The organism is Acinetobacter sp. V115_6 (assembly GCF_031799025.1).
GTDB classification, from domain to species: domain Bacteria; phylum Pseudomonadota; class Gammaproteobacteria; order Pseudomonadales; family Moraxellaceae; genus Acinetobacter; species Acinetobacter pittii.
In genome coordinates this window covers 147,344-172,261 of sequence record NZ_JAVQNO010000018.1, presented here as the reverse complement: position 1 = coordinate 172,261, position 24,918 = coordinate 147,344, and the positions used below count along the sequence as shown (strand labels likewise).

At 39.7% G+C, this 24,918-nt stretch carries 27 protein-coding genes; 7 read left to right on the top strand and 20 right to left on the bottom strand.

What is annotated here, in order from left to right; translation table 11 throughout:
- The first annotated feature begins 178 nt into the window (after positions 1-178).
- Positions 179-490 carry an ankyrin repeat domain-containing protein gene (locus RMA94_RS06735; RefSeq protein WP_075384129.1) on the top strand — a complete coding sequence of 104 codons (312 nt, stop codon included), beginning with the start codon at positions 179-181 and terminating at the stop codon, positions 488-490.
- Between the two features lie 43 nt (positions 491-533).
- Here the strand turns inward: RMA94_RS06735 and RMA94_RS06730 are convergent, their stop codons facing one another.
- The 5 genes from RMA94_RS06730 to ribF all read right to left on the bottom strand — a co-directional run bounded on the left by RMA94_RS06730 (position 534) and on the right by ribF (position 6,121).
- Positions 534-1,076 carry an NADPH-dependent FMN reductase gene (locus RMA94_RS06730; protein WP_161283029.1) on the bottom strand — a complete coding sequence of 181 codons (543 nt, stop codon included), beginning with the start codon at positions 1,074-1,076 and terminating at the stop codon, positions 534-536.
- A 137-nt stretch (positions 1,077-1,213) separates the two neighbouring features.
- A complete protein-coding gene (locus RMA94_RS06725; RefSeq protein WP_161283030.1) occupies positions 1,214-1,696 on the bottom strand; it encodes a peptidylprolyl isomerase in 483 nt (160 codons plus the stop codon).
- A 1-nt stretch (position 1,697) separates the two neighbouring features.
- Positions 1,698-2,228, bottom strand: coding sequence for a signal peptidase II (gene lspA, locus RMA94_RS06720; protein ID WP_005804840.1), 531 nt, complete (start codon positions 2,226-2,228; stop codon positions 1,698-1,700).
- Positions 2,221-5,058 (bottom strand): isoleucine--tRNA ligase, encoded by a 2,838-nt coding sequence (ileS, locus tag RMA94_RS06715; RefSeq protein ID WP_311082315.1) that lies wholly within the window; start codon positions 5,056-5,058, stop codon positions 2,221-2,223. Before ileS ends, lspA begins: the two co-directional genes overlap by 8 nt.
- 61 nt (positions 5,059-5,119) lie before the next feature.
- Complete coding sequence (gene ribF, locus RMA94_RS06710) at positions 5,120-6,121, bottom strand: bifunctional riboflavin kinase/FAD synthetase (protein WP_311082313.1); 1,002 nt, start codon at positions 6,119-6,121, stop codon at positions 5,120-5,122.
- 207 nt (positions 6,122-6,328) lie between these two features.
- Between ribF and RMA94_RS06705 the strand changes: the two genes are divergently transcribed.
- Both RMA94_RS06705 and RMA94_RS06700 read left to right on the top strand, forming a co-directional pair.
- Positions 6,329-7,462, top strand: a complete 1,134-nt coding sequence (locus RMA94_RS06705; RefSeq protein WP_311082311.1) for a TDT family transporter — start codon at positions 6,329-6,331, stop codon at positions 7,460-7,462.
- Between the two features lie 80 nt (positions 7,463-7,542).
- Positions 7,543-8,109 (top strand): 5'-nucleosidase, encoded by a 567-nt coding sequence (locus tag RMA94_RS06700; RefSeq protein WP_311082310.1) that lies wholly within the window; start codon positions 7,543-7,545, stop codon positions 8,107-8,109.
- Positions 8,110-8,143: 34 nt separating this feature from the next.
- Here RMA94_RS06700 and RMA94_RS06695 read toward each other — a convergent pair whose 3' ends face one another.
- The 12 genes from RMA94_RS06695 to ubiG form a co-directional block, all read right to left on the bottom strand.
- Positions 8,144-8,764: a TetR/AcrR family transcriptional regulator gene (locus tag RMA94_RS06695; RefSeq protein ID WP_005071782.1), complete on the bottom strand. Its 621-nt coding sequence runs from the start codon at positions 8,762-8,764 to the stop codon at positions 8,144-8,146.
- A gap of 259 nt (positions 8,765-9,023) precedes the next feature.
- A complete protein-coding gene (locus RMA94_RS06690; RefSeq protein ID WP_032037058.1) occupies positions 9,024-9,824 on the bottom strand; it encodes an ABC transporter ATP-binding protein in 801 nt (266 codons plus the stop codon).
- A gap of 13 nt (positions 9,825-9,837) precedes the next feature.
- Positions 9,838-10,635 (bottom strand): aliphatic sulfonate ABC transporter permease SsuC, encoded by a 798-nt coding sequence (gene ssuC, locus RMA94_RS06685; protein ID WP_002120785.1) that lies wholly within the window; start codon positions 10,633-10,635, stop codon positions 9,838-9,840.
- Complete coding sequence (gene ssuD / locus RMA94_RS06680) at positions 10,632-11,807, bottom strand: FMNH2-dependent alkanesulfonate monooxygenase (protein ID WP_270907635.1); 1,176 nt, start codon at positions 11,805-11,807, stop codon at positions 10,632-10,634. Before ssuD ends, ssuC begins: the two co-directional genes overlap by 4 nt.
- A 26-nt stretch (positions 11,808-11,833) precedes the next feature.
- A complete protein-coding gene (locus RMA94_RS06675; RefSeq protein ID WP_270907634.1) occupies positions 11,834-12,817 on the bottom strand; it encodes a sulfonate ABC transporter substrate-binding protein in 984 nt (327 codons plus the stop codon).
- Positions 12,818-12,889: 72 nt separating this feature from the next.
- Entirely contained in the window at positions 12,890-13,858 is a 969-nt protein-coding gene (locus RMA94_RS06670; RefSeq protein WP_270907633.1) for a sulfonate ABC transporter substrate-binding protein, read from the bottom strand.
- Positions 13,859-14,193: 335 nt separating this feature from the next.
- Entirely contained in the window at positions 14,194-15,549 is a 1,356-nt protein-coding gene (gene argA, locus RMA94_RS06665; RefSeq protein WP_016802669.1) for an amino-acid N-acetyltransferase, read from the bottom strand.
- 120 nt (positions 15,550-15,669) lie between these two features.
- Positions 15,670-15,999, bottom strand: a complete 330-nt coding sequence (locus RMA94_RS06660; RefSeq protein WP_005804830.1) for an RcnB family protein — start codon at positions 15,997-15,999, stop codon at positions 15,670-15,672.
- Positions 16,000-16,211: 212 nt separating this feature from the next.
- A complete protein-coding gene (locus RMA94_RS06655; RefSeq protein ID WP_005071792.1) occupies positions 16,212-16,625 on the bottom strand; it encodes an RcnB family protein in 414 nt (137 codons plus the stop codon).
- Between the two features lie 217 nt (positions 16,626-16,842).
- Positions 16,843-17,589, bottom strand: a complete 747-nt coding sequence (locus RMA94_RS06650; protein WP_057085045.1) for a YciK family oxidoreductase — start codon at positions 17,587-17,589, stop codon at positions 16,843-16,845.
- 68 nt (positions 17,590-17,657) lie between these two features.
- A complete protein-coding gene (locus RMA94_RS06645; RefSeq protein WP_086266100.1) occupies positions 17,658-18,359 on the bottom strand; it encodes an HAD family hydrolase in 702 nt (233 codons plus the stop codon).
- Complete coding sequence (gene ubiG, locus RMA94_RS06640) at positions 18,356-19,069, bottom strand: bifunctional 2-polyprenyl-6-hydroxyphenol methylase/3-demethylubiquinol 3-O-methyltransferase UbiG (protein ID WP_068562827.1); 714 nt, start codon at positions 19,067-19,069, stop codon at positions 18,356-18,358. The genes RMA94_RS06645 and ubiG overlap by 4 nt, the downstream gene beginning before the upstream one ends.
- Before the next feature lie 180 nt (positions 19,070-19,249).
- On the opposite strand from ubiG, the gene RMA94_RS06635 reads away from it, so the two are divergent.
- A complete protein-coding gene (locus RMA94_RS06635) occupies positions 19,250-19,867 on the top strand; it encodes a thiol:disulfide interchange protein DsbA/DsbL (RefSeq protein ID WP_005804825.1) in 618 nt (205 codons plus the stop codon).
- 90 nt (positions 19,868-19,957) lie between these two features.
- On the opposite strand, the gene RMA94_RS06630 is transcribed toward RMA94_RS06635, so the two are convergent.
- Complete coding sequence (locus RMA94_RS06630; RefSeq protein WP_002120773.1) at positions 19,958-20,605, bottom strand: TetR/AcrR family transcriptional regulator; 648 nt, start codon at positions 20,603-20,605, stop codon at positions 19,958-19,960.
- A gap of 138 nt (positions 20,606-20,743) precedes the next feature.
- On the bottom strand, positions 20,744-21,382 hold the full coding sequence (locus RMA94_RS06625; RefSeq protein ID WP_002120796.1) for a TetR family transcriptional regulator: 639 nt from the start codon (positions 21,380-21,382) through the stop codon (positions 20,744-20,746).
- Positions 21,383-21,555: 173 nt separating this feature from the next.
- On the opposite strand from RMA94_RS06625, the gene RMA94_RS06620 reads away from it, so the two are divergent.
- The 3 genes from RMA94_RS06620 (at position 21,556) to rph (ending at position 24,630) form a co-directional block, all read left to right on the top strand.
- A complete protein-coding gene (locus tag RMA94_RS06620) occupies positions 21,556-22,581 on the top strand; it encodes a ferredoxin reductase (RefSeq protein ID WP_213385365.1) in 1,026 nt (341 codons plus the stop codon).
- A gap of 30 nt (positions 22,582-22,611) precedes the next feature.
- The gene (locus RMA94_RS06615) at positions 22,612-23,754 is read left to right on the top strand and encodes an acyl-CoA desaturase (RefSeq protein WP_078221350.1); all 1,143 of its coding nucleotides are present in this window, start codon (positions 22,612-22,614) and stop codon (positions 23,752-23,754) included.
- Positions 23,755-23,913: 159 nt separating this feature from the next.
- The gene (rph, locus tag RMA94_RS06610; protein WP_002120794.1) at positions 23,914-24,630 is read left to right on the top strand and encodes a ribonuclease PH; all 717 of its coding nucleotides are present in this window, start codon (positions 23,914-23,916) and stop codon (positions 24,628-24,630) included.
- A gap of 111 nt (positions 24,631-24,741) precedes the next feature.
- On the opposite strand, the gene RMA94_RS06605 is transcribed toward rph, so the two are convergent.
- Positions 24,742-24,879 (bottom strand): hypothetical protein, encoded by a 138-nt coding sequence (locus RMA94_RS06605; RefSeq protein WP_017387462.1) that lies wholly within the window; start codon positions 24,877-24,879, stop codon positions 24,742-24,744.
- Between the last annotated feature and the right edge of the window lie 39 nt (positions 24,880-24,918).

The window sequence follows — 24,918 nt, the reverse complement described above, 5'->3', positions numbered from 1 at the left end:
CATGTGAGAGTAAGTCATCGCCAGCTCATTATTCTAAACACCCCCGTTCTAATAAATGGGGGTGTTTTTTTATTGGGCGGAATTTAATTTTTAATAAAAGATAGATCCAAAATTAGATTTGTATTCTGGCTGTATTCTATGAATATAATGATGAACTTTATTATTTTTGGGTACGTCCATGAAGATCAATTCTTTCTCTCCAATACCTGAAGATGATGAAGAGCTATCTTTGCCTGTATTGATTTATTGGGCATCTCTAGGTGATATCGATCAAATAAAAGAATTACTAATAGAGGGAGAAGATCCTAATCAGACAGATGATGAGGGATATAGTGCTCTACAAGCAGCTGCTGAAAATGATCATTTAGAGGTAGTAAAGCTCTTAGTTGAAAAAGGTGCACATGTCGCTTACAAAAGTGAATACACAGCATTAGAGCTTGCAGAAATGGCAGGTAATACTGATGTAGTGGAGTATTTAAAGAGTTTATAAAATTAAAGGCCTCTTTTGTTTAGAAAAGAGGCCTTTTGTTCAATTAAGACAAATGATATTTCTGTAGTTTCTCAACAATGGATTGAAGACCTTTTACTTCAAACTCATTAGCTTCGAATTTTTCATCTTTATTACGTTTAAATATATCTCTTATCTCTATTACAGCGTTGGGGTCAATGATACTTAAACTTGAGGTGACTTGACGTATTTGGCTAATAGAGCGAGAGCCATTTGTTGAACCATAACCAATAAATGCAGCAGGTTTACCACCCCATTCCTTACCGATATAATCAAGTGCATTTTTTAAAGCTGGGCTGTAACCATGGTTGTATTCTGGGCTAATAAAGATAAATGCGTCTGCTTGAGCAATTTTGTCTGCCCATTCTTGTTGTTTAGGTTGATCATAAATCCCGGTAGCAGGTGGGTGAGAGCCTGAAAATAACGGTAAATTCCACTCTTTTAAATCAATTACTTCTGTCTGAAAATCTTCTAGATTAAATGATTGAATTGTGGATTCTAGCCAATTGGCAACTTTAATTGCTGTACGTCCTTCACGAACACTTCCTACGATAATATAGACCAGCATGTATTTTTCCTAAGAATTTTTATCTTTATAACTTAATTCATTCTATAGGTGGGAGAGAATATAGAATTTGTAAGGATTCTTATGTCACTAATAAAAATTAAATCATAAAAAAGCCCTCATTTAGAGGGCTTTTTTATTTACATTAGCTTAATGCCTTGTTGGCCTTCAGGAGTAACCTTAAATATTTCTACTTCAAAGGTAATATTTTTCCCAGCTAATGGGTGATTAAAATCTATTTCTGTAATGTCATCATTAACTGATTTTACTACACCGAATAAGGTGGTTTTTGCCTTATCTTCAAATTCGATCATGTGACCAGGAATAGGGCGTTGTTCAAACTTAACTGTATCGAAAGTTTGAATATTTTCTGGATTCCACGGACCAAAAGCCTCTTCTGGTGGAAGGTGTACTGTACGGCGGTCACCTGCACGTAAACCGAATAATGCTTTTTCGAAACCTGGTAAAAGGTTTCCGTCACCAATAGTCAGACTAACAGGCTCTTCACGGCTACGTGTATTGTCAATTTCTACACCATTTTCGATAGCTACAGAAAAGTGTAGGTCGACTTTAGAGCCTTCTTGGATACGAATTTCTTCGTTAGGTTGAATAATTTCGGTCATATTATGCATCCGAATTTTGGTTACGTTGCTTCTCAAGGAAGAATGTATCAATGAGTAGCAAAATCGTACCTAGAGTGATGGCACTGTCCGCAATATTAAAAGCTGGAAAGTGATGATTTTGGTAATAAACATGAATGAAATCGACCACATAACCTAGGGTAATACGGTCAATTAAATTGCCTAAAGCTCCACCTAAAATTAAAGCGATGGCTACAGGTAGCACCACCATTTTTTTAGGCATACGCATTAACCAAAATACAAAAAGTACTGAAACTAAGCCCGCCAAAGATGTGAAGAAATAGCGCTGCCATCCTCCTGCATCAGATAAAAAGCTAAAAGCTGCACCATAGTTATGTAATAGTGTCCAGTTTAAAAATGGAAGTACAGGTACAGGATCTGCATAGTTTAGATGTGTACTCGCAATCCATTTTGTCCATTGATCCAATACAATGGCAAGGACTGAAAGTCCAAGCCAAATCAGATTATGTGGATAAAACTGGAATAAGCCTTTTTTAGCTTGTGAATTAGGCATATTTTCTCACTTCGCCACGACCAGTGACGTTCACAATACAACGACCACATAAACCAGGATGATCGGCATGTGTATTTACATCTGGAAGAACGTGCCAGCAACGTGCACATTTTTCACCTTCAGCTGCAGATATTTGTACACGTAAGCCTTCCATTTCAGTTGCTTCACCTTGCTCAGCAAATGGATGTAATACTACTTGCGAAGTAATAAGAACAAAACGGAGTTCATCAGCCAGTTGGTTTAAAACTGTTTGTAATGATTCACTTGCCCAAAGTTCAACTTTGGCTGAAAGATTACTGCCGACAAGTTTAGCGTTACGCGCTGCTTCAATCTGTTTATTTACTGCAGATTTTACGCTAATCAATGTTTGCCAATCTTCTTCAGAAAGCAAGTTTGCTTTTGATGAAACAGGTAAGTCATACCATTCTGAAGTAAATACATACTTTTCAGTTTGTTCTGGAATCAATGGCCAAGCTTCTTGAGCCGTAAAGCTTAAGATTGGGCTCATCCAACGGATAAATGCTTGGACAATATGATAAAGCGCTGTTTGAGCAGAACGACGTGCCTGAGAATCTGCTTTAGTGGTGTATTGACGGTCTTTGATAATATCTAGGTAGAAACCACCTAAGTCATTAATACAGAAGCTTGTTAACGCACTACACACCACATGGAAGTTCATTTCTTCATAGGCAGTGATAATGGTTTGTTGTACTTCATTCGCACGTTGTAAGATGTATTGATCTAGAGCGATAAGATCATCTACTGCTAAAGCATCTGTACTTGGTTTGAAACCATTTAAGTTTGCAAGCAAGAAGCGTAGCGTATTACGAATACGACGGTAGCTATCACTTACACGGCTAAAGATTTCTTTCGATGCTGCGATTTCATAACGGTAGTCACTAGAAGCTACATATAGACGTAAACCATCGGCACCAAGCTGTTTGATGATTTCTTCAAGCGGGATATAGTTGCCTAAAGACTTCGACAATTTACGGCCATTTTCATCAACTGTAAAACCATGAGTTAACAAGGCTTTATATGGCGCACGATTGTGAATTGCCATAGACGTTAATAAAGAAGATTGGAACCAACCACGGTGTTGGTCTGAACCCTCTAAATATAAGTCAGCAGGGCTTTCTAATTCTTCACGTTGCTCAAGTACAGCGTAATGTGTTGTGCCAGAGTCGAACCATACATCAAGCGTATCGCGAACAGCATTGTATTGTTCAGCATCTTCACCAATGAAGTCTTTTGCTTCACGTTTGAACCATGCTTCGATGCCTTCTTCTTCGATCAGTTGAGCAACTTCTTCGATGAGTTCAGGTGTACGCGGGTGTAATTCGTTCGTATCTTTATGAACGAAGAATGGAATTGGAACACCCCAAGTACGTTGACGTGAAATACACCAGTCCGGACGGCCTTCGATCATTGATTCAATACGGTTTTTACCCCAGTTCGGTACAAACTCGATATCATTTTCAATGGCATTAAGCGCACCTTCACGTAACCCTTTTTGATCCATGCTAATGAACCATTGTGGTGTAGCACGGAAAATAATAGGAGTTTTATGGCGCCAGCAGTGTGGGTAGCTGTGTTTAATTGGTTGATGAGCCCATAAACGGCCTACAGCGCCCAAAGCTTCAATAATCTTTGGATTGGCTTTATAGATGTGTTCACCAGCATAGATTGGAGCAGTTGGGAGATAAACACCGTTACCACCCACTGGGTTATCTACTTTAAGGTTGTATTGAAGACCTACTTTATAGTCGTCTGCACCGTGGCCAGGCGCTGTATGTACGGCACCTGTACCGCTTGTTGCAATAACGTGCTCACCTAAAATAACCGGAACTTGACGATCAGTAAGTAGAGGATGTTGTAGGGTAAGGTTTTCAAGAGCAGAACCAGTAAAATCAGCTAAAACAACTGGGTTTTCAAGCTTGTAACGCTCAATCGCTGAAGCAACTAAGTCTTTAGCAAGAATGAAGTTTTGCTTACCGCGCTCAGTTGTCACTTGCACCAATTGATATTCAATTTCGGCATGCAACGCAACGGCTTGGTTAGCTGGTAATGTCCATGGTGTAGTGGTCCAGATCACGATATCTGTCAGATCTTGAACTTCTACGTTTAAACGGACACTTAAATCTTTGAGATCAACAACACCAAAACCAACGTCAATTGCGTCAGATTTTTTATCTTCGTATTCGACTTCTGCTTCAGCAAGAGCTGAACCGCAGTCCATACACCAGTTCACTGGCTTTAAACCTGGCTGGATATGACCATTTTTCTGGATGAGACCTAGAGCACGAACAATATCGGCTTCTTGTTTATAGTTCATGGTGAGATAAGGATTATCCCAGTCCCCTAAAATACCAAGACGTTTAAAGTCAGTACGCTGTAAATCAATTTGCTTTAGCGCATATTCACGGCAGTGTTTACGGAAAGTGGCTGCATCAACTTTTTCACCCACTTTACCTACTTTTTCTTCAACTTTTAGTTCGATTGGCAAACCGTGACAGTCCCAACCTGGTACATATGGCGCATCGAAACCTGCCAAAGTACGGCTTTTTACGATGATGTCCTTAAGTACTTTGTTAACCGCATGGCCCAAGTGAATTGTACCGTTCGCATATGGAGGGCCATCATGCAAAATATATTTTTTCTTGCCAATACGCGATGCACGAATCTGCTGATAAATGTTGTCGGTATACCACTCTTCTAACCATTTCACTTCACGTACTGCCAAATTTGCTTTCATTGCAAATTGAGTATCCGGCAGGTTTAGCGTGGCTTTGTAGTCCACTGCATTCTCAGGAGTTTGCTTATCGCTCATGCAAGTTTTCATCCAGTTTAATCAGCTTGGGAGCCGACATGTTTTACAATCAAAATTAGAATTAAAAAGGAAATTGTGTCGTGTCGTTACGGTATTGTCGTAACTGCTGCACGTCATTATCAATTCCTGCCTTAAGTGCCTCAAGCGAAGGGTAGTTCAATTCACCATGAAGATAGTGAAGGAAAGTCACCCGCATAAATAAGCCATACAGATTAGCAGAAACATCAGGGAAATGTACTTCTAATCTCCACTCTGGATGTTCTTGCTGAATGGCTGGACGTGTACCGACATGTCCTGCGCCATAGAGGCTGTTATCATGATATCCGGCAATTCCCGGTTTTTCGGGTGTATCTTGACGCACTTTTTGAGTAAGTGAGGTTGTTTCACAAATGACTTCAACACCATAAATCCCATTTAAACATGGCTTATGGCGGTTGAGGCGAACATTAATCGTTGGAAAATCCAGAGTTCGGCCAATTTGGTCGCCATATTGAACTCGTCCAGTAATACTGTAAGGACGACCTAATAATTTAGCAGCTAAGGCAAGATTTCCTACCTGAAGCACTTGGCGAATACGAGTTGAACTTACGCGTTCACCTTCAAGCTCAATCGTATGTAAATTTGTGACCCCAAATCCGTATTCTTTTAAAAATTCGCTGTTTCCTTGACGGTCCTTACCGAAATGAAAGTCATCTCCTAAAACCAAAGACTGCGCGTTTAATTTATCTTTTAATAAGTCTGCAAAGGCTGACGCGCTCATACTACGGAAATGCTGATCAAATTTAGCAACTGCAATGTAATCAACCCCCAGCTCAGTTAGGTATTCAACTTTTTCTCGTAGTGAATTAATACGAGGAGGGGCATCGTAGCCTTTAAAGAATTCAAGAGGTTGTGGCTCAAAAATCATAACCAATGTTTTTAAGCCTTGTGCTGCAGCAATTTTTTTGAGTTGAGCAATCATCGCTTGATGACCTAAATGGACACCATCAAAATTACCAATAGTTACCGCTGTTTGAGGTAACTGAAAATTGGGCGATAACGCGTTAAGACGAAGCAGTTTCATGAACTTAAAATATGGCTATTTTTGCAAGGGCTATATATTGCCATAATCTCACAGATTCGTCTTGTTGTTGTGTTTTTACTCAGTTATTTTTCAACATGAATATTTGCATATCTAAAATATTGATGAATTAAATAAAAATAAATCAATTTTTCTTATTAATGGTTTGCTCTACTATATCTTTATCCACTCTTTGATTAGAGAACTAAAATGAAAAAACCCTTTTACCAATTAAATCATAGCAAAGATGTTATACGACATTTTACTCCAAATTGGTTTACAGCGACTATGGGTACTGGCGTGGTGAGTATGATTTTAATCCAGCTACCATTTGCTCAATCATTTTTATTCACGCTAGCAACTTTGTTATGGCAATTTAATATTATTTTGTTCAGTGTTTTTTCAGTTCTTTATTTATTGCGGTGGTTTCTTTTCCCTCATGAAGCGAAGCAAATATTTAATCATCCAAATATGAGCTTGTTTTTAGGGGCTATCCCGATGGGGCTTGCAACGATATTAAACGGGTTTCTAAGTTTCGGTGTCGGGCTTTACGGTGAAGTTGCAATCCATATTGCTCAAGCTTTATGGTACATCGATGTCTTTTTAGCACTGGCCATTGCGTGGATCGTGCCATTTTGTATGTTTAGTCGTCAGAACCATCAGCTACATACCATGACTGCAATCTGGCTTTTACCTGTGGTTGCCTGTGAAGTAGCAGCAAGTTCTGCCGGCATGTTAGTCGCGCATTTACCAGCAGATTTGCATAGCTTTCATTTATTAATGGCTGGCTATGTACTCTGGGGAATCTCTGTTTTACCAGCATTTGCTATTCTGACAATTTTAATGTTGCGTATGGCTTTGCATCAGTTACCTGAAAAAGAAGTCGCCATTTCTAGCTGGCTCTCTTTAGGCCCTATTGGTACAGGTGCATTAGGTTTATTGTTATTAGGGCAGCAGGCACAAAGAGTGGCGCCAAGCGTAGGATTTCACCAATTTGCGAATGTCTTTCAAGCTTTAGGAGTTGTAGGCAGTCTTGTACTTTTAGGCTTTGGGTTATGGTGGCTTGGTCTTGCGATTTTAACAACGCTCCGTCACGCAAAGACAGGTATTCCATTTAACTTGGGCTGGTGGGGCTTAACCTTTCCATTAGGTGTATTTATTCTCGCACTATTTAATTTAGAACATCAGGTTGAAATTGTATTCTTACAATACGTTGCTGTCGCATTGAGTATTCTGTTATTGACGATGTGGGGCGTTGTAATGAAGAAAACGCTAGCAGGCGCATATAGTGGTCAACTGTTTTTTTCTCCATGCTTAATCGCTTTACAACAAAAAGTGCAGTAATGATGAAAAGGTGCAAAAAGCTTTTGCACCTGATTTATACTTATTTTCTAACTTATTTAATTTTGATTTGAGCTTTTTGAATGAACACTGATATTGCTTTAATTATGGCGCTTCCTAATGAATCTAAGGGTTTATTTGAACAAGCAGGTGTTGAAGTCCATTACAGTGGTATTGGTAAGATTAATGCTGCCTTTAAAACATTTGAAGTTATTCAAAAAACAGGCTGTAAAACTCTAATTAACTTAGGTACAGCGGGAAGCTCTGCATTTAATCGACATGATTTAGTCGAAGTAAAAACTTTTGTACAACGGGATATGGATGTTTCACCCCTAGGTTTTGAAGTAGGTGTAACGCCGTTAGATGATCATTTGGCGGCAGAGATTCATCTTCAACCACATTTTATTGATTTGCCAAAAGCAGTATGTGGAACAGGTGATTCATTTGAAACAGGTCAGCCAAAAGTAGCTTGTGATGTGGTTGATATGGAAGGCTATGCTTTAGCTAAAGTGTGCCATAAGTTAGGTGTACGATTAATTTCTGTGAAGTATATTACTGATGGGGCAGATGACACTGCACATTTGGATTGGGAAGAAAATTTATTGTTAGGCGCTCAGAAACTCCTAGCCCTTTATCAAAACCATTTCTAAAAAAAGATCGGCAAATTTGCCGATCTTTTTTATTTTAGCGAGGTAATACGCCGTATAGCATCATATGTACCGTATGCTCAATCGAACGCTGGAACATACTGCGGTTACGAAGCGTTTTACCGGTCACCATTTCCATTTGAGTTGCAAAATCTGCATAGTTTTGCGTAAGGCCCCAAATATTGAGTATTAATAACTCAGGGTCGATATCTGGGGAAATCTTTCCTTCTTCTTGCCAAGTCTGAATGACTTTAGCTTTGCGTTTAAATAGCTTTTTCAAAGGCCCTTTCAGTATAGGCAAAATATGTGGAGCGCCTTGAATAATTTCTAGTGCAAACAATCTAGATGCTTTCGGTTGGCTACGAGACAGTTCGATTTTTTGAATTAAATAGTGAGATAAGGCTTCGGCTGGTTCTAATTCAGCTTCTAAAGTTTGTAAGGGGGCCAACCATTTTTGTAAAACGGTTGTGAGCACTTCTACATATAAAGACTCTTTATTTTCATAGTAATAGAAAATATTCGACTTATGCATGTCGGCGAGTTGGGCAATTTCATCCAGACTTGCTCCACTGAACCCATAGACTGAAAATACGTCAAGGGCCGCAGCAAGAAGCTGATTGCGCTTTTGGGTACTCTTTTTTTGTTCCATCTGCTGCATAATTAAAAAAATAATATTCCCATTGTAAGGGAAATTGTTTGATTTGTGCACAGGTGTCTTGCTTTTTTAATCAAAAAACGGCTAGTTATTTGTGTAATAGATATACTATTGTGCAAAAAATAGAGAGATTCACTAGTTTATTGTTATTCTTAAAAATATTTTTTAAATTTCGCCCTAAAAAAGAGCAATAAAACAGCAGTTTTATTGCTCGTAAATTGGGCATTTTTCGGTTGAACAGTTCTCATTACTCATCACAACCTTAAGTTGCCAAAACCGCATCGAGTACTTGTTGCTCAAGTTGAGCAAAAGTAATACTTTTTTTACGCGGGCGTGGCAAATTAACTTGGAAACTTTGAGCAATCTTGCCCTTATCTAATAAGATAATACGGTCAGCTAATTGCACTGCTTCACTCACATCGTGTGTGACCAAAATTGCAGTAAAGCCTTGCTCCTTCCACAAGCGCTCAATCAAGCTTTGCATCTCAAGCCGAGTTAAAGCATCTAATGCACCCAAAGGTTCGTCTAGCAACAATATGCGTGGAGTATGTGATAGTGCACGGGCTAGGGCTGTACGCTGACGTTGACCACCTGAGAGCTGGGAAGGCCATTGTCCCGCTTTTTCTTTTAAACCTACTTTTTCTAATAATTCTTCTGCCAAAGCATGTTGTGATTTTGGTAGCCCAAGTTGAACATTTTGAAGAATATTTCTCCAAGGAAGTAAACGAGGATCTTGGAACATTACTCGAATATCATCGTTCGTAATGCCTTCACGTAAATGTCGGGCAGATTTAAATTTGATTTCCCCAAAGCTGGCTTTTTCAAGTTGAGCAATTAAACGGAGTAACGTACTTTTGCCACAACCACTTCGGCCAACAATTGCTAAAAACTCACCCGGCTGGATGTGTAGGTCAAGATCTTCGAGGACCTTTACCTCACCATAAAATTTATAAAGTTGCTCAATCAGAATCTCTGCTCCTAATACAGGTTCTTGAGATTCTGTTGGTTCTTCCGGAATGAGCTGCACTTCATTCTGATTAATATTTAAATTCAGATTTGTCATGTTCTAAGCTCCCTTATTTCTGATATCCAGAGTGCCAACGTAGTAAATAGCGTTCCAAAAGCTGTGCTAAAACATCTGCCAGTTTGCCTAGTAAGGCGTACAGAAGAATACCGACCAGAACTACATCCGTTTGTAAAAACTCACGTGCATTCATGGTCATATAACCAATACCTGCTTGAGCTGAAATGGTTTCAGCAACAATAAGCAATACCCAAACCAAACCTAAAGCAAAGCGTAAACCCACTAAAATAGAAGGCATCGCACCCGGCAAAATAATTTCTTTGTAAAGCTGCCAACGTGAAAGTCCGTAGCTTTTACCCATCTCAATCAATTGAGGGTCAACTGACCGAATACCGTGATAGGTGTTGATATAGATAGGGAAGAAAACACCTACGGCGACTAAAAATAATTTCGCTGTTTCATCAATCCCGAACCACAAGATGACAAGTGGGATAAGTGCTAAGGCTGGGATGTTACGAATCATTTGTAAGGTCGTATCGAGCAGTGTAGAGGCGAAACGCGAAGACCCGTTGAGTAGGCCTAATAACAAACCTAAACCGCCGCCTATCAGAAGGCCAAGCAGTGCACGACCAGCACTGACTTTAACGTGCTGCCAGAGTTCGCCACTCACCAGTAGATGCCAAAAAGCGGAAACTACAGCAGTAGGTGCGGGTAAAATACGGCTTTCTAAAAGACCCGAACTTGAGGCAATTTGCCAAACAACCAATAGAAGAATAGGGAAAATCCAAGGCAGCAAACGCTGCCCAATTTGTTTTGTTCCACGTGAAACAACACTTTCAGCTTTGCTCATGCAGGCTCCTTGACGGAACTATTTTGCTTCTTCTCGTCTGGAACATAATTGTTGGCAATAATTTCACCGAATGGACCGGTTAAATTTGGCTGAGCAAGTTTAGCGCGAGTTTCAATTGGTAATAACGGGAATACTAACTCTGCAAAACGAATTGATTCTTCAAGGTGTGGATAGCCTGAGAAAATGAAAGTATCAATACCTAAATCAGAATATTCCTGAATACGGGCAGCAACGGTTCCAGGATCGCCTACAAGTGCTGTACCAGCGCCACCACGAACTAAACCAATACCAGCCCAAAGGTTTGGAGATACTTCTAGTTTGTTTCGATTACCGCCGTGGAGAGCCGCCATACGTTGTTGGCCTACAGAGTCCATTTGTGCAAATTTTTTCTGTGCCGCAGCAATAGTCGCATCATCAAGATATTGGATAAGCTCGTTCGCTGCTGCCCAAGCTTGTTCGTTGGTTTCACGAACAATCACATGCAAGCGAATGCCGTAAGTTAATTTACGACCTTTAGCCTCAGCTTTAGCACGAACATGTTCGATCTTTTGCTTGACAGCTTCTGGTGGTTCCCCCCACGTAAGGTAAGTATCGACTTGCTCAGCAGCCAGATCGACAGCGACGTCTGAAGAACCACCAAACCAAAGTGGTGGATAAGGCTTTTGAACAGGTGGGTAAAGTAGTTTTGCATCATCCACTTGTAAACGTTCACCGTGGAATGTAAAAGCTTCACCCGTATGTGAGCGTGTCAAAATCTCACGCCAGATTTTTACGTATTCATTGGCAGTTTGATAACGTGTTGAGTGATCTTCATATAAGCCATCTCCGCGTAATTCTGCTTCATCACCACCAGTCACTAAGTTGAGTAATACACGACCATTCGACAAGCGGTCAAACGTTGCAGCCATACGTGCTGCCAAAGCTGGTGTGGTTACCCCTGGTCGTAATGCAACTAAAAATTTAAGGTGTTGAGTTGCATCAATTAGGCTAGCCGCCGTAATCCAAGGATCTTCACATGAACGACCTGTTGGAATAAGTACACCTTCGTAACCTAAATTATCTACTGCCACAGCAATTTGCTTCATATAGGCATGGTCAACCTGACGAGCGCCTTTACTTGTACCTAAATAGCGACTATCACCGTGGGTAGGAATAAACCAGAAAATTTTCATGTGCATTACCTATATGTCTGTTGAAATTACTTGGCAATCCAAACAGCTTGTTTAATGCTGATTGGTTTTGGAATGATGCCTTGTTGAGTAAAAATGTCTGCGAGTTGCTGCTGCTCAGCAATCACTTTGCTGCTGAGTGGAGCTGCTGATGAAGGGCGCGGACGGCGTTTAATAAATAAATCACTGGTTGCAGGTTTAAGACCTGTACTTTGACCAATCGCACCTGCCGTTTCTGCTTGATGGCTTTGAACCCACTTATCGGCTTGATTGATTTGTTTGATGAGCCCTGAAACAACTTTCGGATGTTGTTTAATAAAATTTGGGGCCGCTAAATAAAATGTATAGTTCGGGCTTAAGCCTTTACCCGATGCAAGAACACGAGCTTGGTCTTCTAGTTGTGCTGAAGCGAAGTAAGGATCCCAAATTGCCCATGCATCAACGGCACCTTTTTGAAATGCTGCGCGAGCATCGGCAGGGGTAAGCCAGATGGGGGTAATATCGCTCCAGTTTAGGCCTGCTTTACGTACGGCTTGTACAAGTAAGTAATGTGAACTCGAACCTTTTTGCAGCGCAATACGTTTGCCTTTAAGGTCTTTAAGCTGTTTGAGTTGCGAGTTTTTTGGAACTAAAATTGCCGATGCCAATGGCTTAGCTGCTTCATAAGCAATGTAATATAAAGGCTTGCCAGCGGCTTGTGCATAGACAGGAGGAGTGTCCCCAGTAACACCGACATCAAGTGAACCGACAGCTAAAGCTTCTAAAATTTGTGGACCAGCAGGGAACTCATTCCAAGTAATTTTTGCATTTGGGAATTCTTGCTCAAATAGCTTTTGCTGTTTGGCAATTGCAAAGTTAATCGAGCTTTTTTGAAAACCAATACGAAGCTCTTTCACAGTTGGGTCAAATGCCCAAGCTGGCGCTGCGATTGTTAAGCCTAATACAGTAATTGCACTGATGCGCTTAACCAATTGTATCCACTGACTCTTACTAAATAATGATTGATGTTGCATATTGATATCCTTGTTCCCCTTGAGGTCAGGCACAGCATTTATATGATTATTTAAGCCGTGCCCAAGCTGGGTTTATTTCAGTTTTAAAATGGCATCTTGAATGGTGAGTTTGTTTGGAATGAGCTTTTGTGCATAAAAAGCATCAGCTACTTGTTGTTGTTCTTGTGCCACCTTGTCAGATATTGGCTGAACTCCAAAACCCATACGTGAAATTGAAGTTTTGAGTACATCAAACTCAAGTGCGGTAGGTTTTTCGAGTAACTTGGCAGCTTCATCCTGATGTGAACTTACCCACTCAGTGGTCTGGTTAAGTGTCTGTACAACAGTGTTGAGTACTTTCGGATTATTTTCTGCAAATTTACGGTCAGCTAAATAGAACTGATGATTACTCACCAAGTTTTCGCCTGTTGCTAAAACTCGCGCCTGAATTTGATGTTCAGCCGCTGCAAAGAAAGGATCCCAAATCACCCATGCATCGACAGCACCTTTTTCAAAGGCAGCACGAGCGTCTGATGGCGGTAAATAAACTGGTTGAATATCACTTAAGCTTAAGTTGTTGGCTTCTAAAACTTTTAACAATAGGTAATGAACATTCGAGCCTTTATTAAGAGCAACACGTTTGCCTTTTAAATCTTTAATAGATTGGATTGGAGAGTCTTTTTGTACCAATAGTGCTTCAGCTCTTGGCGCAGCAGGTTGGTTTGCGACATAGACTAAATTTGGATTGGCAGCCTGAGCAAAGATCGGTGGCGCTTCACCTGCTTCACCGAGTGAAACACTTCCTACGTTTAAACCTTCAAGCAATTGAGGGCCAGCAGGGAACTCAACCCATTTCACTTGTACACCTTGTTCTTTTAATGCTTTTTCTAAGTCACCACGAGCCTTTAAAATAGGAAGAATCCCATATTTCTGATAGCCGATATTTAAGGTTGTGGTGGCTTGTTCCTCTTTTTTGGCACAACCACTTAACATCATCACTCCTGCAAGGCTGGCCGCGATGACTGAATATTTTGCCCATGAAGTGGTGTTGAAAAGTGCCATGAGATTTCGTGCTCCCCGAAAGAGAAAAAGAAAAAAATAATTGGATGAGCAGATACCCTAAATGGATTTTTATTTCAGAAAAAATAAGTATTCGGTCTTTATTTATGCAAAAAAAAGCTAAACACAATAGGCTATAAACTTATGCGAAAAAATGATTTATCTAATAGAAATATATTTAATGAATTGTTATTAAGTTAATGTAAATAAAATAAAAAATATTAAAACCTTAAAAAATTTAGATTTAAAAAAAGTACAACCATAAATTAATCGTGTTTATGGTTGTACTTTTTGAACTAAGCTTATCTGAAATAAGAATATCTTAAAAAGAGCAAAGGCTAAGGAAGCAGTTTCTTAAAGACTAAAGAATTCCTTTGATAGTTATAAAGCGCCTGACGAGCATTTGGTAAATCATCAACACTCACCTGATGGAAACCGTGCTCTAAGAACCAGTGAGCGGTTCGAGTCGTTAAAACAAATAATTGACGAATACCTTGTTCTTTTGCCTTTTCTTCAAGGAATTGCAAAATCTGGCTGCCACGGTTCGATTTACGATAACTTGGGTGTACTGCGACGCAGGCAATTTCTGCTGAACGTGTTTCATTAAATTCTGTTGGAATTGGATAAAGTGCAGCACACGCTAGAATCGTACCATCGCGCTCAATAACAGCGAACTGGCTAATCTCTTGCTCTAAACGTTCACGCGAACGATAAACTAAGATACCTTCTTCTTCTAATGGACGTAATAAATTCATTAAACCGCCTACGTCTTGAATATTGGCCATGCGAACTTCTTCATAATGCGCATCGGTAATCATGGTGCCTATACCATCTCGAGTAAATAACTCTTCGAGAAGGGCGCCATCATAGGCATAAGAAATAAGATGAACGCGGTGTACACCTGATAAAGATGCTTTTTTTGCCTGTTGCAAATGCAAAGTGAGTGTTGGGCTAATAGTTTGATATTGTTGAATATAGTAGTCCAGTTGATGTGGGCTTAATTCACGTAATATTTGCTCATCTTCATTCAGCAATCCTTGTTGCTCACCTAGAAAAATGAGTTTATCTGCTTTTAAATAAGTTGCTGTTTTAGTTGCAACTTCTTCAGCTCTTAAGTTGAAAACCTCGCCTGTAGTGGAGTAACCCGTTGGCCCTAGCAGTACAATATTATGGTTGTCGAGGTGTCGATCAATCGCATCTGTATCAATAGAACGAACTTCACCTGTAAGCTGGAAATCCATGCCATCACGAATGCCATAAGGTTTAGCAGTCACAAAATTACCTGATACCACATCTATGCGAGCGCCGTACATTGGCGAGTTTGCTAAGCCCATAGAAAGCAATGCTTCGATTTCTAGGCGGATAGAACCTACAGCACTCATGACACAGCTTAAAGATTCACGTGTGGTAATACGGCTGTTGTCATAAAAAGGAGTTTCGATTCCTTTTTCTTTAAGATTTTGATTAATTTGCGGACGCGCACCGTACACGAGAATTAAGCGAATACCAAGAGAGTGCAATAAAGCAATGTCGTGAATGATATGTTCGAAATTAGGATGACGGACTGCTTCACCACCAAACATCAATACAAAAGTTTTATCGCGGTGAGCATTAATGTAGGGCGCTGAGTGTCGAAACCAGTGTACATAATGCTGGGTGTTATTATGCGACTTACTTACAGGCTTACTTGACATACCGATCTCGAATCAACAGCAAAAAGATATAAAGATGATTCTAAACAAAAAAGATTAAAGCCGCATGTTTTCGATAAAAAAACACCCAAATTGAAATTTGGGTGCTTAAAAAGTTTTAAATTAGTAAACCACTCTAATGATTTTATGACTTTGTTCATTCACCAGTACATAATTTCCATTCACTTTATACCATTTTTGGTAACGACCTGGTTTAGTCAATTTTTGATGTTGACGATAGTCGATCACGTAACGTGAATGTCGATACTCATGCGGTACAACCTGACCTACTCGCCATGCATTGTGATGATCATCTTTTTTAATCACTTTAACTGTTTTTACTTCATGGTTTTGGTAATTGCCATGATGATTATGATCGTTTGGTGCTGCCATGGCTGTTGTTGCAACTAAACCACTAAGAGAAAGAACAATCGCTGTTGTTAATTTTTTCATTGTAAACCTCGAATGATGAGTTAAATTTCAATAATTAAAGATTAGTGAACAATTGCAGATAAATCGTGGAGGCCAAGAAGAATAAATGTGAAAACTCTCTATGAAATAAGAAGAAATTAAGAAAATACATCATTTAAGAATATAAAAAATAAAAAAGGATAAAACCCAGAGGCTTTATCCTTTTTATTCAGCGATAGCGAGGGTCTATCGCCTTAAAAACCACGAATACTCACAATGCTATTAGAATCTGTGTCGACTAAAATATAGTCATTGTTGATTTTGTACCATTGCTGATTACGACCTGGTTTAGGCAAGTTACTATCTTTATAGTCGACTTTATAGCCATTACCACGATAGTGCTGTGGCATAACATAGCCAGGCTGCCAGCGATGTTGTTTTAAGCGTTCAAAGCCACGCTCTTCGCGCATACGGCGTTCGTCACGGATACGATCATCATCATGATCACGTCCAAATCCTGGCCCACGATCATTCCACTCACCACGTGGACCTCCACCTTTAGGACCTTTGGGGCCATGGCCTCGGTCAAAAGGAGGATCAGCAAAGCTCGCCATACTGGTGGTCAGTACGGTTATGCAAAGGGCTAAGATGGTGAACAACTTTTTCATGATGCATCCTCGTTTACATCTGATGTCTCTCATGTTGAATACTCTACGCGCAAAATGCAGAGAAACTGTGAAGATCATTTAATGGTTCAATTAAAATTACGGATAGATCAAGAGTTTTTATCAATAATAAAAAAGGCTTGTATATATCTTTTCAGGTATAGGCAAGCCAGATTTGATGATTGGCCGTAATTTAATCTAGCTTTTCATCTTTAACTTTTTAATCCTGCGCATCAATACTTTGACCATTGAGTGCCAAGCTATCTTCACCCATTAAATAGAGATAGGCTGGCAAGATCGACTCTGGTGTAGGTAAGGTTTTCGGATCTTCTTGTGGGTAAGCTTTCGCACGCATTGCAGTACGTGTTGCGCCTGGATTAATGCAGTTAAAGCGAATATTTGGATAAGTATTCTCCGCTGCAAAAATTTTGCTCACTGCTTCAATGGCAACTTTTGAGACAGAGTATGCGCCCCATAAAGCACGTGCTTCACGACCTACACCTGAACTGGTAAATACGACAGAGGCATTTTCTGATTTTTGCAAAAGTGGCAATAAAGCTTGAGTCAGGGCAAAAGGAGCTCGTAAGTTAACTGCCATCACGTCATCCCATACTTCGGTAGGATAATGTGCTAGCTCTACACGCTCACCTAAAATACCGGCATTATGCAAAATACCGTCTAGACGTCCAAATTGCTTTTCAAGTGTATCGACTAAAAAGTCATAATCACGGTCAGAGGCACTTGAAAGTTGTAATGGTAAAATCGCGGGCTGAGGTGCGCCTAGACTTTCAATTTCATCATAAATCACTTCAAGTTTATTTAAGGTTCTACCATGCAGGACAACAGTCGCACCATGTAGGGCATAACTTAGAGCTGCAGCTCGCCCAATTCCATCACCAGCACCGGTAATTAAAATAATTCGATCTTTGAGTAGATCCGGACGAGGTTGGTATTCTGAATATTTCATTGGTAAACCTCCTTCTTTTTATATTGATAAAACAAATAGCCGTTAAAAAAGTCTATAAAACTCTTAAGTTAACTTATCATACGCTGATTTTCCTGTAGAGCAGGAAGCTTTTGACGTAACATATCGTGTAATTCTGTCACTGTATTTACAATCGAATCGGCCTGCCAAGCGGCTAAATCATCACGGTGTTCAATAGGCAAATAACCGTACGCAGCTAAAATAGTGTACATATCGGCATTGCGGCCAGCATCAATATCACGTGGATGATCACCTACATAAATAATTTCATCTGCTGATATATTTAACTGTTTAGCAGCCAAATACATTGGTTCAGGGTCTGGTTTGGTTTTACTGACATCTTCAGGACATACCAAAACCGCACAGCGTTCTGTCAGATTTAACTTTTCTAAAAGAGATTCACTTAAACCGCGTGGTTTGTTGGTCACAATACCCCACGGAATTTGCGCAGCTTCTAACTCTTCTAAGAGTGGATACATACCTTCAAACAGATCTGTATCAACCACAATATTATTGCCGTAAATATCTAAAAAGTTTTGACGATGTGCCAAGAAAATTGGATTGGCCATATCCAGCTCTGGATAAACCAATTTCACCATCGCACGTGCACCTTCAGACACCTGAGTGCGAATAAGATCGGCTTCTACAACAGGGCGTCTTGCATCACGGCACATTTGCTGAATAATACGAATGAAATCCGCAGCTGTATCGATAAGCGTACCGTCTAAATCAAATAAAACAGCTTTCATCATGCACCTGTATTAATCGTATGAACCATATAGTTAACGTCAACATTTGGCGCTAACCAGTAATGCTTGGTCAGTGGGTTGTAATGTAGTCCAGTCATTTCTTTTAACGTAAGGCCTGCATTACGAATATCATGTGCCATTTCAGATGGTCGAATAAATTTATGATAATCATGCGTACCTTTTGGCAACATGCGTAGTACGTACTCTGCACCAATAATGGCAAATAAATAAGATTTTGGGTTACGGTTAATGGTCGAGAAGAACACATGGCCGCCCGGTTTAACCAGAGCCTGACAAGCTTTTACAATAGATGCCGGATCTGGAACGTGTTCCATCATTTCCATACAAGTCACCACATCATATTGACCTGCTTGTTCTTGTGCTAATTCTTCTACAGGAATTTGACGATATTCAATATTTTGAATATTTTCTTGCTGAGCATGTAAACGGCCGACAGCTAGAGGTGCTTCACCCATATCAATGCCTAATACATCTGCGCCACGACGTGCCATGCTTTCGGCCAAGATACCGCCACCACAGCCGACATCAAGTACTTTTTTACCAGCAAGACCGCCTGCGCGTTCATCAATCCAGTTAAGACGTAGAGGATTGATTTGATGAAGTGGGCGAAATTCAGAATGTTGATCCCACCATTTGGCAGCAAGTGCTTCAAACTTTGCGATTTCTTGTAAATCAACATTCAATTGCGACATGGTGCTACCTCTAAACTTGAGTTATCTTTTTGGATGTAGTTCGCCGTTAGTGTAGCGATTATTGGGAAAAAAGCGATAAACCCAATAAAAAACTTCACAGAAGCAAAACGAATTTAGCATATTTGTTTTATATTTAGGGCATAAGCTAATGCATAACAACTTAGAGGAAAAGCTGTAGCAATGAAAAAATTGGTTTTGGGTGGTTTGAGTGCAGCAATTATGGCCGTATCGGGTGGTGCAATGGCAGCAGATTTTGTTGCTGGTAAAGACTACACCGTGATTGCCAATCCAGGCAAAGTGGAAGTTCCGGGGAAAATCGAAGTTCGAGAGTTCTTTTGGTATGGATGCCCACACTGTTTTAAACTTGAACCGCATATGCAAACGTGGTTAAAACAGATTCCTAAAGATGTACGTTTTGTACGTACACCTGCTGCAATGAATAAAATGTGGGAACAAGGGGCGCGTACATATTATACATCTGAGGCATTAGGTGTACGTAAACGCACGCATTTACCACTATTCCATGCGATTCAAGTGAACGGTCAACAAATTTTTGATCAGGCTTCTGCAGCGAAATTCTTTACTCGTTATGGCGTACCTGAGCAGAAATTTAATAGTACTTACAACTCGTTTGCAGTAACTGCGAAAGTTGCCGAGTCAAATAAACTTGCTCAACAGTACCAATTAACAGGCGTACCTGCAGTTGTCGTGAATGGTAAATATGTTGTGCAGGGTGAAGATGGTAAAGTCACTCAAGTTCTTAATTATTTAATTGAGAAAGAACGTAAAGCAAAATAAGTTGTTTAGGCTTTACTTCAAAAAAAATGGGCTTCATGTGAAGCCCATTTTTATATTTAATTTATCGTTAATTATCACGAAATAATTCAATTAATTTTGCTGATTTTCATCTTCAATCTGAAAATTTAAAACATCAAAATTAGCTGTTTGAGTCGGCAGTGATAATGCCTGATTAATATATAAATTAATTAATTTTTGGCGAGAACCAATCGAACGCTGGTAATACGTAGAATTTAAAAGCAGTGATGCACCATAAGTCAGTGACCAGATATAAGACAAATAGTCACGAATCGACATATCATAATTCAATGATTTTAAATAATTTTCGGTAATATCTTTAATTGCTAAAATACGCTGTTGACGAATTTCATAAAGCTCTTCGAAAAGATGCTTCAACTTAGACTCTGTCATCGTCAGATTTTCTTCAAGTTGATGCAATAGAATCGTTTTCCCTGGTGCAAGTAAATGATGAAGCATGTAATGAGGAGCATATTCTTTAAAATCTGTATTATATTTTTTAGAAATTTCTAAAATTTGCTTTTCATTTTGAATAATGAGCTCAAGTAGAAGCTCATTTTTACTTCTAAAATGCTTATAAAGTGTGCCTTTAGCAATATCTAGCTCGGCCACTAACTCATCTAGAGTAATTTCCTGATTGTTTTCTAATAACAACTTTTCTGCCACGCTCAGAATTTTTTCTTTACGCATCAAAAACTGTGTATGACGATCAAGATTCATAGGTATTCCCACACCAGTTTGGCCTAACTAATAGTTTACTTCCTGTAAAAAAGAAAAAGACTTTTCTCGAAATTTTTAGCCTTTTTCTTTCTCTCTTTACGTATTACCACATAACCTGTTTTTTGTCATTTGCCGCTTCTACCGTTCCCAGTTTGCAATCCCTCTAAAGAGTAGGCGAACTTGTGTAGAAGCATTTTCAATAAAAGCAGTTTGTTGCAGCTTGAGCTGTTCACCTTGATATTGTTTCGATAGGTTGAGCCACGTCATTGCCCATGTAAATGACATATTAGTCAAAATGGTAGATAAGACATTTAGGTCTTGAGGATTTTGAATATGTTTAAAATTTTCGAGTTTAGTAAGATCAGTTGTTAGATCTTCAATCAGAAATTCAATTTCTCTGGCAATTGCTGCACGGACTGTTTCTGAGCCACCCCAACGTTCAGCAATCATAAATTGCCATTGCTTAGGGCTATGATTTACCGCCTGCACAAATAGCTCAATACTGGTTTGGGTTTTAGCAGATTTATGTTGTAAATAACTTTGACCAAGTTGATGTAAAACACTTTTTAAATGTAGGGCAACTTGGTCAACCAGTTCTTTGCCGAGCTCATCCATGTCCTGAAAATGGCGGTAGAACGCTGTCGGTACTAAACCTACTTCACGTGCAACTTCACGCAAACTGATACTACTGAACGAACGCCCAGACGTGCTTAGATGCAAGGCTGCATCGAGAAGTGCCTGACGACTTTGCTGTTTTCGTTCATCCCGTATCGACATTAAAAGAACCTATTTAAACCGTGAGCCAAAGTCTAACAAAAAAGAGCAAACTTTCATAAAAAAAATAGTGAACAAGTGTTGACTGAGTGAACAGTTATAAATATAGTGTACATATGTTCACTATACGAACATGTGTTCACTCAAATAAATAGCCAGATACAAAAGAGGAACGTATGAACGCAACACTTAGTTATCAGCCACATTGGGTTCGAGAAGATTTCGTTGATTTTGTCTTGCAGAAAATTAACGTGACTTGGGCGTGGAAAAGGGTACTTGCAGAAGTTACTGCAGTTCAGCCACTGCATACCGATATGGTGCTCATTAGACTTAAACCAAATCGTAATTTTAATTTCGATCAGGTTCGAGCGGGTCAAAGTATTCTGCTGACTTTGCTCATCGATGGCGTTTACCAACAGCGTAGTTACTCGATTATTGAAGTGACAACGCAAGGTGAAATTGCTTTAGGCATTAAAGTACAAGGTTTGGTGTCTCGTGCAGCTCAACTATTACATGTGGGCGAGTGTGTGGAGATTTCACAGCCACAAGGTGATTTTATTTTGCACCAAGGTCAGCATCCTACGATTTTGATTGCGTCAGGAAGTGGCATTACTGCAATTTATTCACTCTTGCAGCAAGCTTTGAAACAGCAGCTTGAACAAATTCATGTCATTTATTTTAATCGTGCGGAAATTTTTCATGCTGAATTAAAAGCTTTGGCAGAGCAGTACCCACAGCTTCAATATCATTTTTTTAATACTACCGAGCAAAAGCAGCATTTAACTGAAAGCCTACTACAAAAGCTTGTTCCTGACTTTGAGCAGACAGCAACTTATGTTTGTGGTCATCATGGCATGATGCAGCAAGCCAATGAAATTTATGCACAAAAAGGTGCTCAGTCGCAGCTTCATCAAGAGTATTTTCAGCCACTTCAAGTGACTGGTACACATGTAGCACAGACTGTTATTTTCCGCCGTTCTCAACACGAGTTTTTAGCTGAAACAAATTTACTGAGCAGTGCAGAGCAAGCTGGTTTACGCCCACAACATGGTTGCCGTATGGGTGTCTGCAATAAATGCAGCTGTACCAAGGTAAGCGGAGTTACTCAAAACCTATTAACTGGTGAAATTGAAGATCAACCGAACCGCCCAATTAAACTATGCGTGAGCCAGGCATTAAGCCCAGTCACAATTGATCTATAAAAAGAATTAAAGAGGATTAACCCTATGAATATGGCATTAGAATTTTCTACTGTTTCTAAATCTGCTCATTTAACACCTGAACAGACTGAAGAGTTTGGTCGCCGTGTTGAGCAGATTCGCCAAGACGTGATGCAAAGCCTTGGTGAACAAGACGCGAAATATATCTACAAAGTGCGTAATTTTGTTCGCTACACCGAAATCGCTTCACGTGGCATGTTGATGTTTGGTGGTTGGATTCCGCCAGTCTGGCTACTAGGCACAGGCTTATTAGGTATTTCTAAAATTGTAGAAAATATGGAACTTGGTCATAACGTCATGCACGGTCAGTTTGACTGGTTAAATGAACCAAGCCTGAACGGTAATACTTACGATTGGGATACCATTGCCTCTGGTGATGACTGGCGTGAAACACATAACTATGTGCACCACACCTATACCAATATTGTCGGTAAAGACCATGATGTTGGTTATGGTATTTTGCGAGTAAGTGATCAACAGAAGTGGGAACCCCGCCATCTGTTTAATATTCCCCTCGGTCTACAATTAATGTTTTTCTTTGAGTGGTATGTAGGCGTGCAAAACTTACATCTTGAAGATGCATTAGTTTATAAAACCAAGAGCTGGAAACAGGTTTGGAAAGATTCGGCTAAAGTCCGTAAAAAAGCCACACGCCAAGTCTTAAAAGACTATGTGTTTTTCCCTGTGATCTCTGGTCCTATGTTTTTACCGGTTTTTGCAGGAAATGTAGTTGCGAATATTATTCGTAACTTGTGGTCATCTGCTGTGATTTTTAATGGTCACTTTACTGAAGATGCAGAAACGTTTGAGCCTGATAATACTGATACCGAAACTAAGGCCGAGTGGTACTTACGCCAGATTCGTGGTTCAAGTAATTTTAGTGGTACAGAATGGCTACATTTTATGAGTGGTAACTTAAGCCATCAGATTGAGCATCATTTATTTCCAGATATGCCAGCTAACCGCTATAAAGAAGTAGCACCGAAAATTAAGGCACTTTGCGCAGAATATGGCATTAATTACAATGAAGCGAACTTTATGCGCCAGTTCTGGAGTGTATGGGTACGTTTAGCGAAATGTTCACTGCCAAACCATACCACTGGAAAAGTAATGCAGACATTAGAAAAGTTAAAAGCAAAATTTAAATTTGCATAATCTCAGTTAATTCAAAATAGCTCCTTTTTAGGGGCTATTTTTATTTTTGAGTTATGAAACTTACAGACTTACATTTGAAAGTAGGGAATAAACTCAACCTGTCAAAATCCTTTGCTATACTATGCCCAAGTTTGTATTTAAGAGAAGTTAGGAAGGATTATGCGTATTGACCAACGTGCATTAGACCAATTACGTGAAGTGAAAATTACACGAAACTACACCCGTTATGCTGAAGGTTCTGTGCTGGTCGAATTTGGTCACACTAAAGTCCTCTGTACTGCAAGCATTGATAACTCAGTGCCACGCTTTTTAAAAGGCCAAGGCCAAGGCTGGGTAACGGCAGAATATGGCATGTTACCGCGTTCAACCCATTCACGTTGTGACCGTGAAGCGGCTCGTGGCAAACAAACTGGTCGTACTCAAGAAATCCAACGTTTGATTGGTCGTAGCTTACGTGCGATGGTTGATTTGAAAAAGCTTGGTGAAAACACGATTACCATCGACTGTGACGTGATTCAGGCTGATGGTGGTACGCGTACTGCTTCAATCACTGGTGCTGCTGTAGCATTAGTTGATGCGATGAATGTTTTATTGTCTCAAAAGAAAATTAAGCATGATCCGCTTAAAGGGTTGGTTGCTGCAATTTCTGTCGGTATGTATCAAGACGAAGTGTTGCTTGATCTTTGCTATGAAGAAGACTCGAACTGTCAAACTGACTTAAATGTAGTAATGACACAAGCTGGCGAGTTTATTGAAATTCAAGGTACTGCCGAAGATAAACCGTTTACCCGCGCTCAAAGCAATGCCATGTTAGAAATGGCTGAAAAAGGAATTGCCGAGCTCATTAAAAAGCAACAAGAAGCTTTAGGCTGGTAATTTTACGCTTTCTAAAAAACGCATCTTCGGATGCGTTTTTTTATGCCTTCATCAAACCGACATAAAAACATCACTTGCCTGTCACTTTAACGCTTTATTAGTAGTTCGCATTTAAACCGTTTGGAAAAAACCAATGCGAAAACTTTCACTTTTATTAATTACTTCTTTAGCACTCATGCTCAGTGCTTGTAACGATGATAATGACTCAGATAATTCATCGCCAACAACACCGCCCACCAGTAATTGCAAAATGCACTGTGCACCATAATAAGAACTCAGGATAGAACT

Excerpts from the sequence above, each read along its gene's own strand:
- argA (WP_016802669.1), bottom strand. The coding sequence starts at position 15,549 with ATGTCAAGTAAGCCTGTAAGTAAGTCGCATAATAACACCCAGCATTAT.
- rph (WP_002120794.1), top strand. The coding sequence starts at position 23,914 with ATGCGTATTGACCAACGTGCATTAGACCAATTACGTGAAGTGAAAATT.
- RMA94_RS06690 (WP_032037058.1), bottom strand. The coding sequence starts at position 9,824 with ATGACAAATCTGAATTTAAATATTAATCAGAATGAAGTGCAGCTCATT.
- RMA94_RS06635 (WP_005804825.1), top strand. The coding sequence starts at position 19,250 with ATGAAAAAATTGGTTTTGGGTGGTTTGAGTGCAGCAATTATGGCCGTA.
- RMA94_RS06620 (WP_213385365.1), top strand. The coding sequence starts at position 21,556 with ATGAACGCAACACTTAGTTATCAGCCACATTGGGTTCGAGAAGATTTC.
- ssuC (WP_002120785.1), bottom strand. The coding sequence starts at position 10,635 with ATGAGCAAAGCTGAAAGTGTTGTTTCACGTGGAACAAAACAAATTGGG.
- RMA94_RS06695 (WP_005071782.1), bottom strand. The coding sequence starts at position 8,764 with ATGCAGCAGATGGAACAAAAAAAGAGTACCCAAAAGCGCAATCAGCTT.
- RMA94_RS06675 (WP_270907634.1), bottom strand. The coding sequence starts at position 12,817 with ATGCAACATCAATCATTATTTAGTAAGAGTCAGTGGATACAATTGGTT.
- RMA94_RS06660 (WP_005804830.1), bottom strand. The coding sequence starts at position 15,999 with ATGAAAAAATTAACAACAGCGATTGTTCTTTCTCTTAGTGGTTTAGTT.
- RMA94_RS06645 (WP_086266100.1), bottom strand. The coding sequence starts at position 18,359 with ATGATGAAAGCTGTTTTATTTGATTTAGACGGTACGCTTATCGATACA.
- RMA94_RS06655 (WP_005071792.1), bottom strand. The coding sequence starts at position 16,625 with ATGAAAAAGTTGTTCACCATCTTAGCCCTTTGCATAACCGTACTGACC.
- ileS (WP_311082315.1), bottom strand. The coding sequence starts at position 5,058 with ATGAGCGATAAGCAAACTCCTGAGAATGCAGTGGACTACAAAGCCACG.
- RMA94_RS06650 (WP_057085045.1), bottom strand. The coding sequence starts at position 17,589 with ATGAAATATTCAGAATACCAACCTCGTCCGGATCTACTCAAAGATCGA.
- RMA94_RS06700 (WP_311082310.1), top strand. The coding sequence starts at position 7,543 with ATGAACACTGATATTGCTTTAATTATGGCGCTTCCTAATGAATCTAAG.
- ssuD (WP_270907635.1), bottom strand. The coding sequence starts at position 11,807 with ATGAAAATTTTCTGGTTTATTCCTACCCACGGTGATAGTCGCTATTTA.
- RMA94_RS06735 (WP_075384129.1), top strand. The coding sequence starts at position 179 with ATGAAGATCAATTCTTTCTCTCCAATACCTGAAGATGATGAAGAGCTA.
- ribF (WP_311082313.1), bottom strand. The coding sequence starts at position 6,121 with ATGAAACTGCTTCGTCTTAACGCGTTATCGCCCAATTTTCAGTTACCT.
- RMA94_RS06615 (WP_078221350.1), top strand. The coding sequence starts at position 22,612 with ATGGCATTAGAATTTTCTACTGTTTCTAAATCTGCTCATTTAACACCT.
- RMA94_RS06730 (WP_161283029.1), bottom strand. The coding sequence starts at position 1,076 with ATGCTGGTCTATATTATCGTAGGAAGTGTTCGTGAAGGACGTACAGCA.
- RMA94_RS06630 (WP_002120773.1), bottom strand. The coding sequence starts at position 20,605 with ATGAATCTTGATCGTCATACACAGTTTTTGATGCGTAAAGAAAAAATT.
- RMA94_RS06625 (WP_002120796.1), bottom strand. The coding sequence starts at position 21,382 with ATGTCGATACGGGATGAACGAAAACAGCAAAGTCGTCAGGCACTTCTC.
- lspA (WP_005804840.1), bottom strand. The coding sequence starts at position 2,228 with ATGCCTAATTCACAAGCTAAAAAAGGCTTATTCCAGTTTTATCCACAT.
- ubiG (WP_068562827.1), bottom strand. The coding sequence starts at position 19,069 with ATGTCGCAATTGAATGTTGATTTACAAGAAATCGCAAAGTTTGAAGCA.
- RMA94_RS06725 (WP_161283030.1), bottom strand. The coding sequence starts at position 1,696 with ATGACCGAAATTATTCAACCTAACGAAGAAATTCGTATCCAAGAAGGC.
- RMA94_RS06705 (WP_311082311.1), top strand. The coding sequence starts at position 6,329 with ATGAAAAAACCCTTTTACCAATTAAATCATAGCAAAGATGTTATACGA.
- RMA94_RS06670 (WP_270907633.1), bottom strand. The coding sequence starts at position 13,858 with ATGGCACTTTTCAACACCACTTCATGGGCAAAATATTCAGTCATCGCG.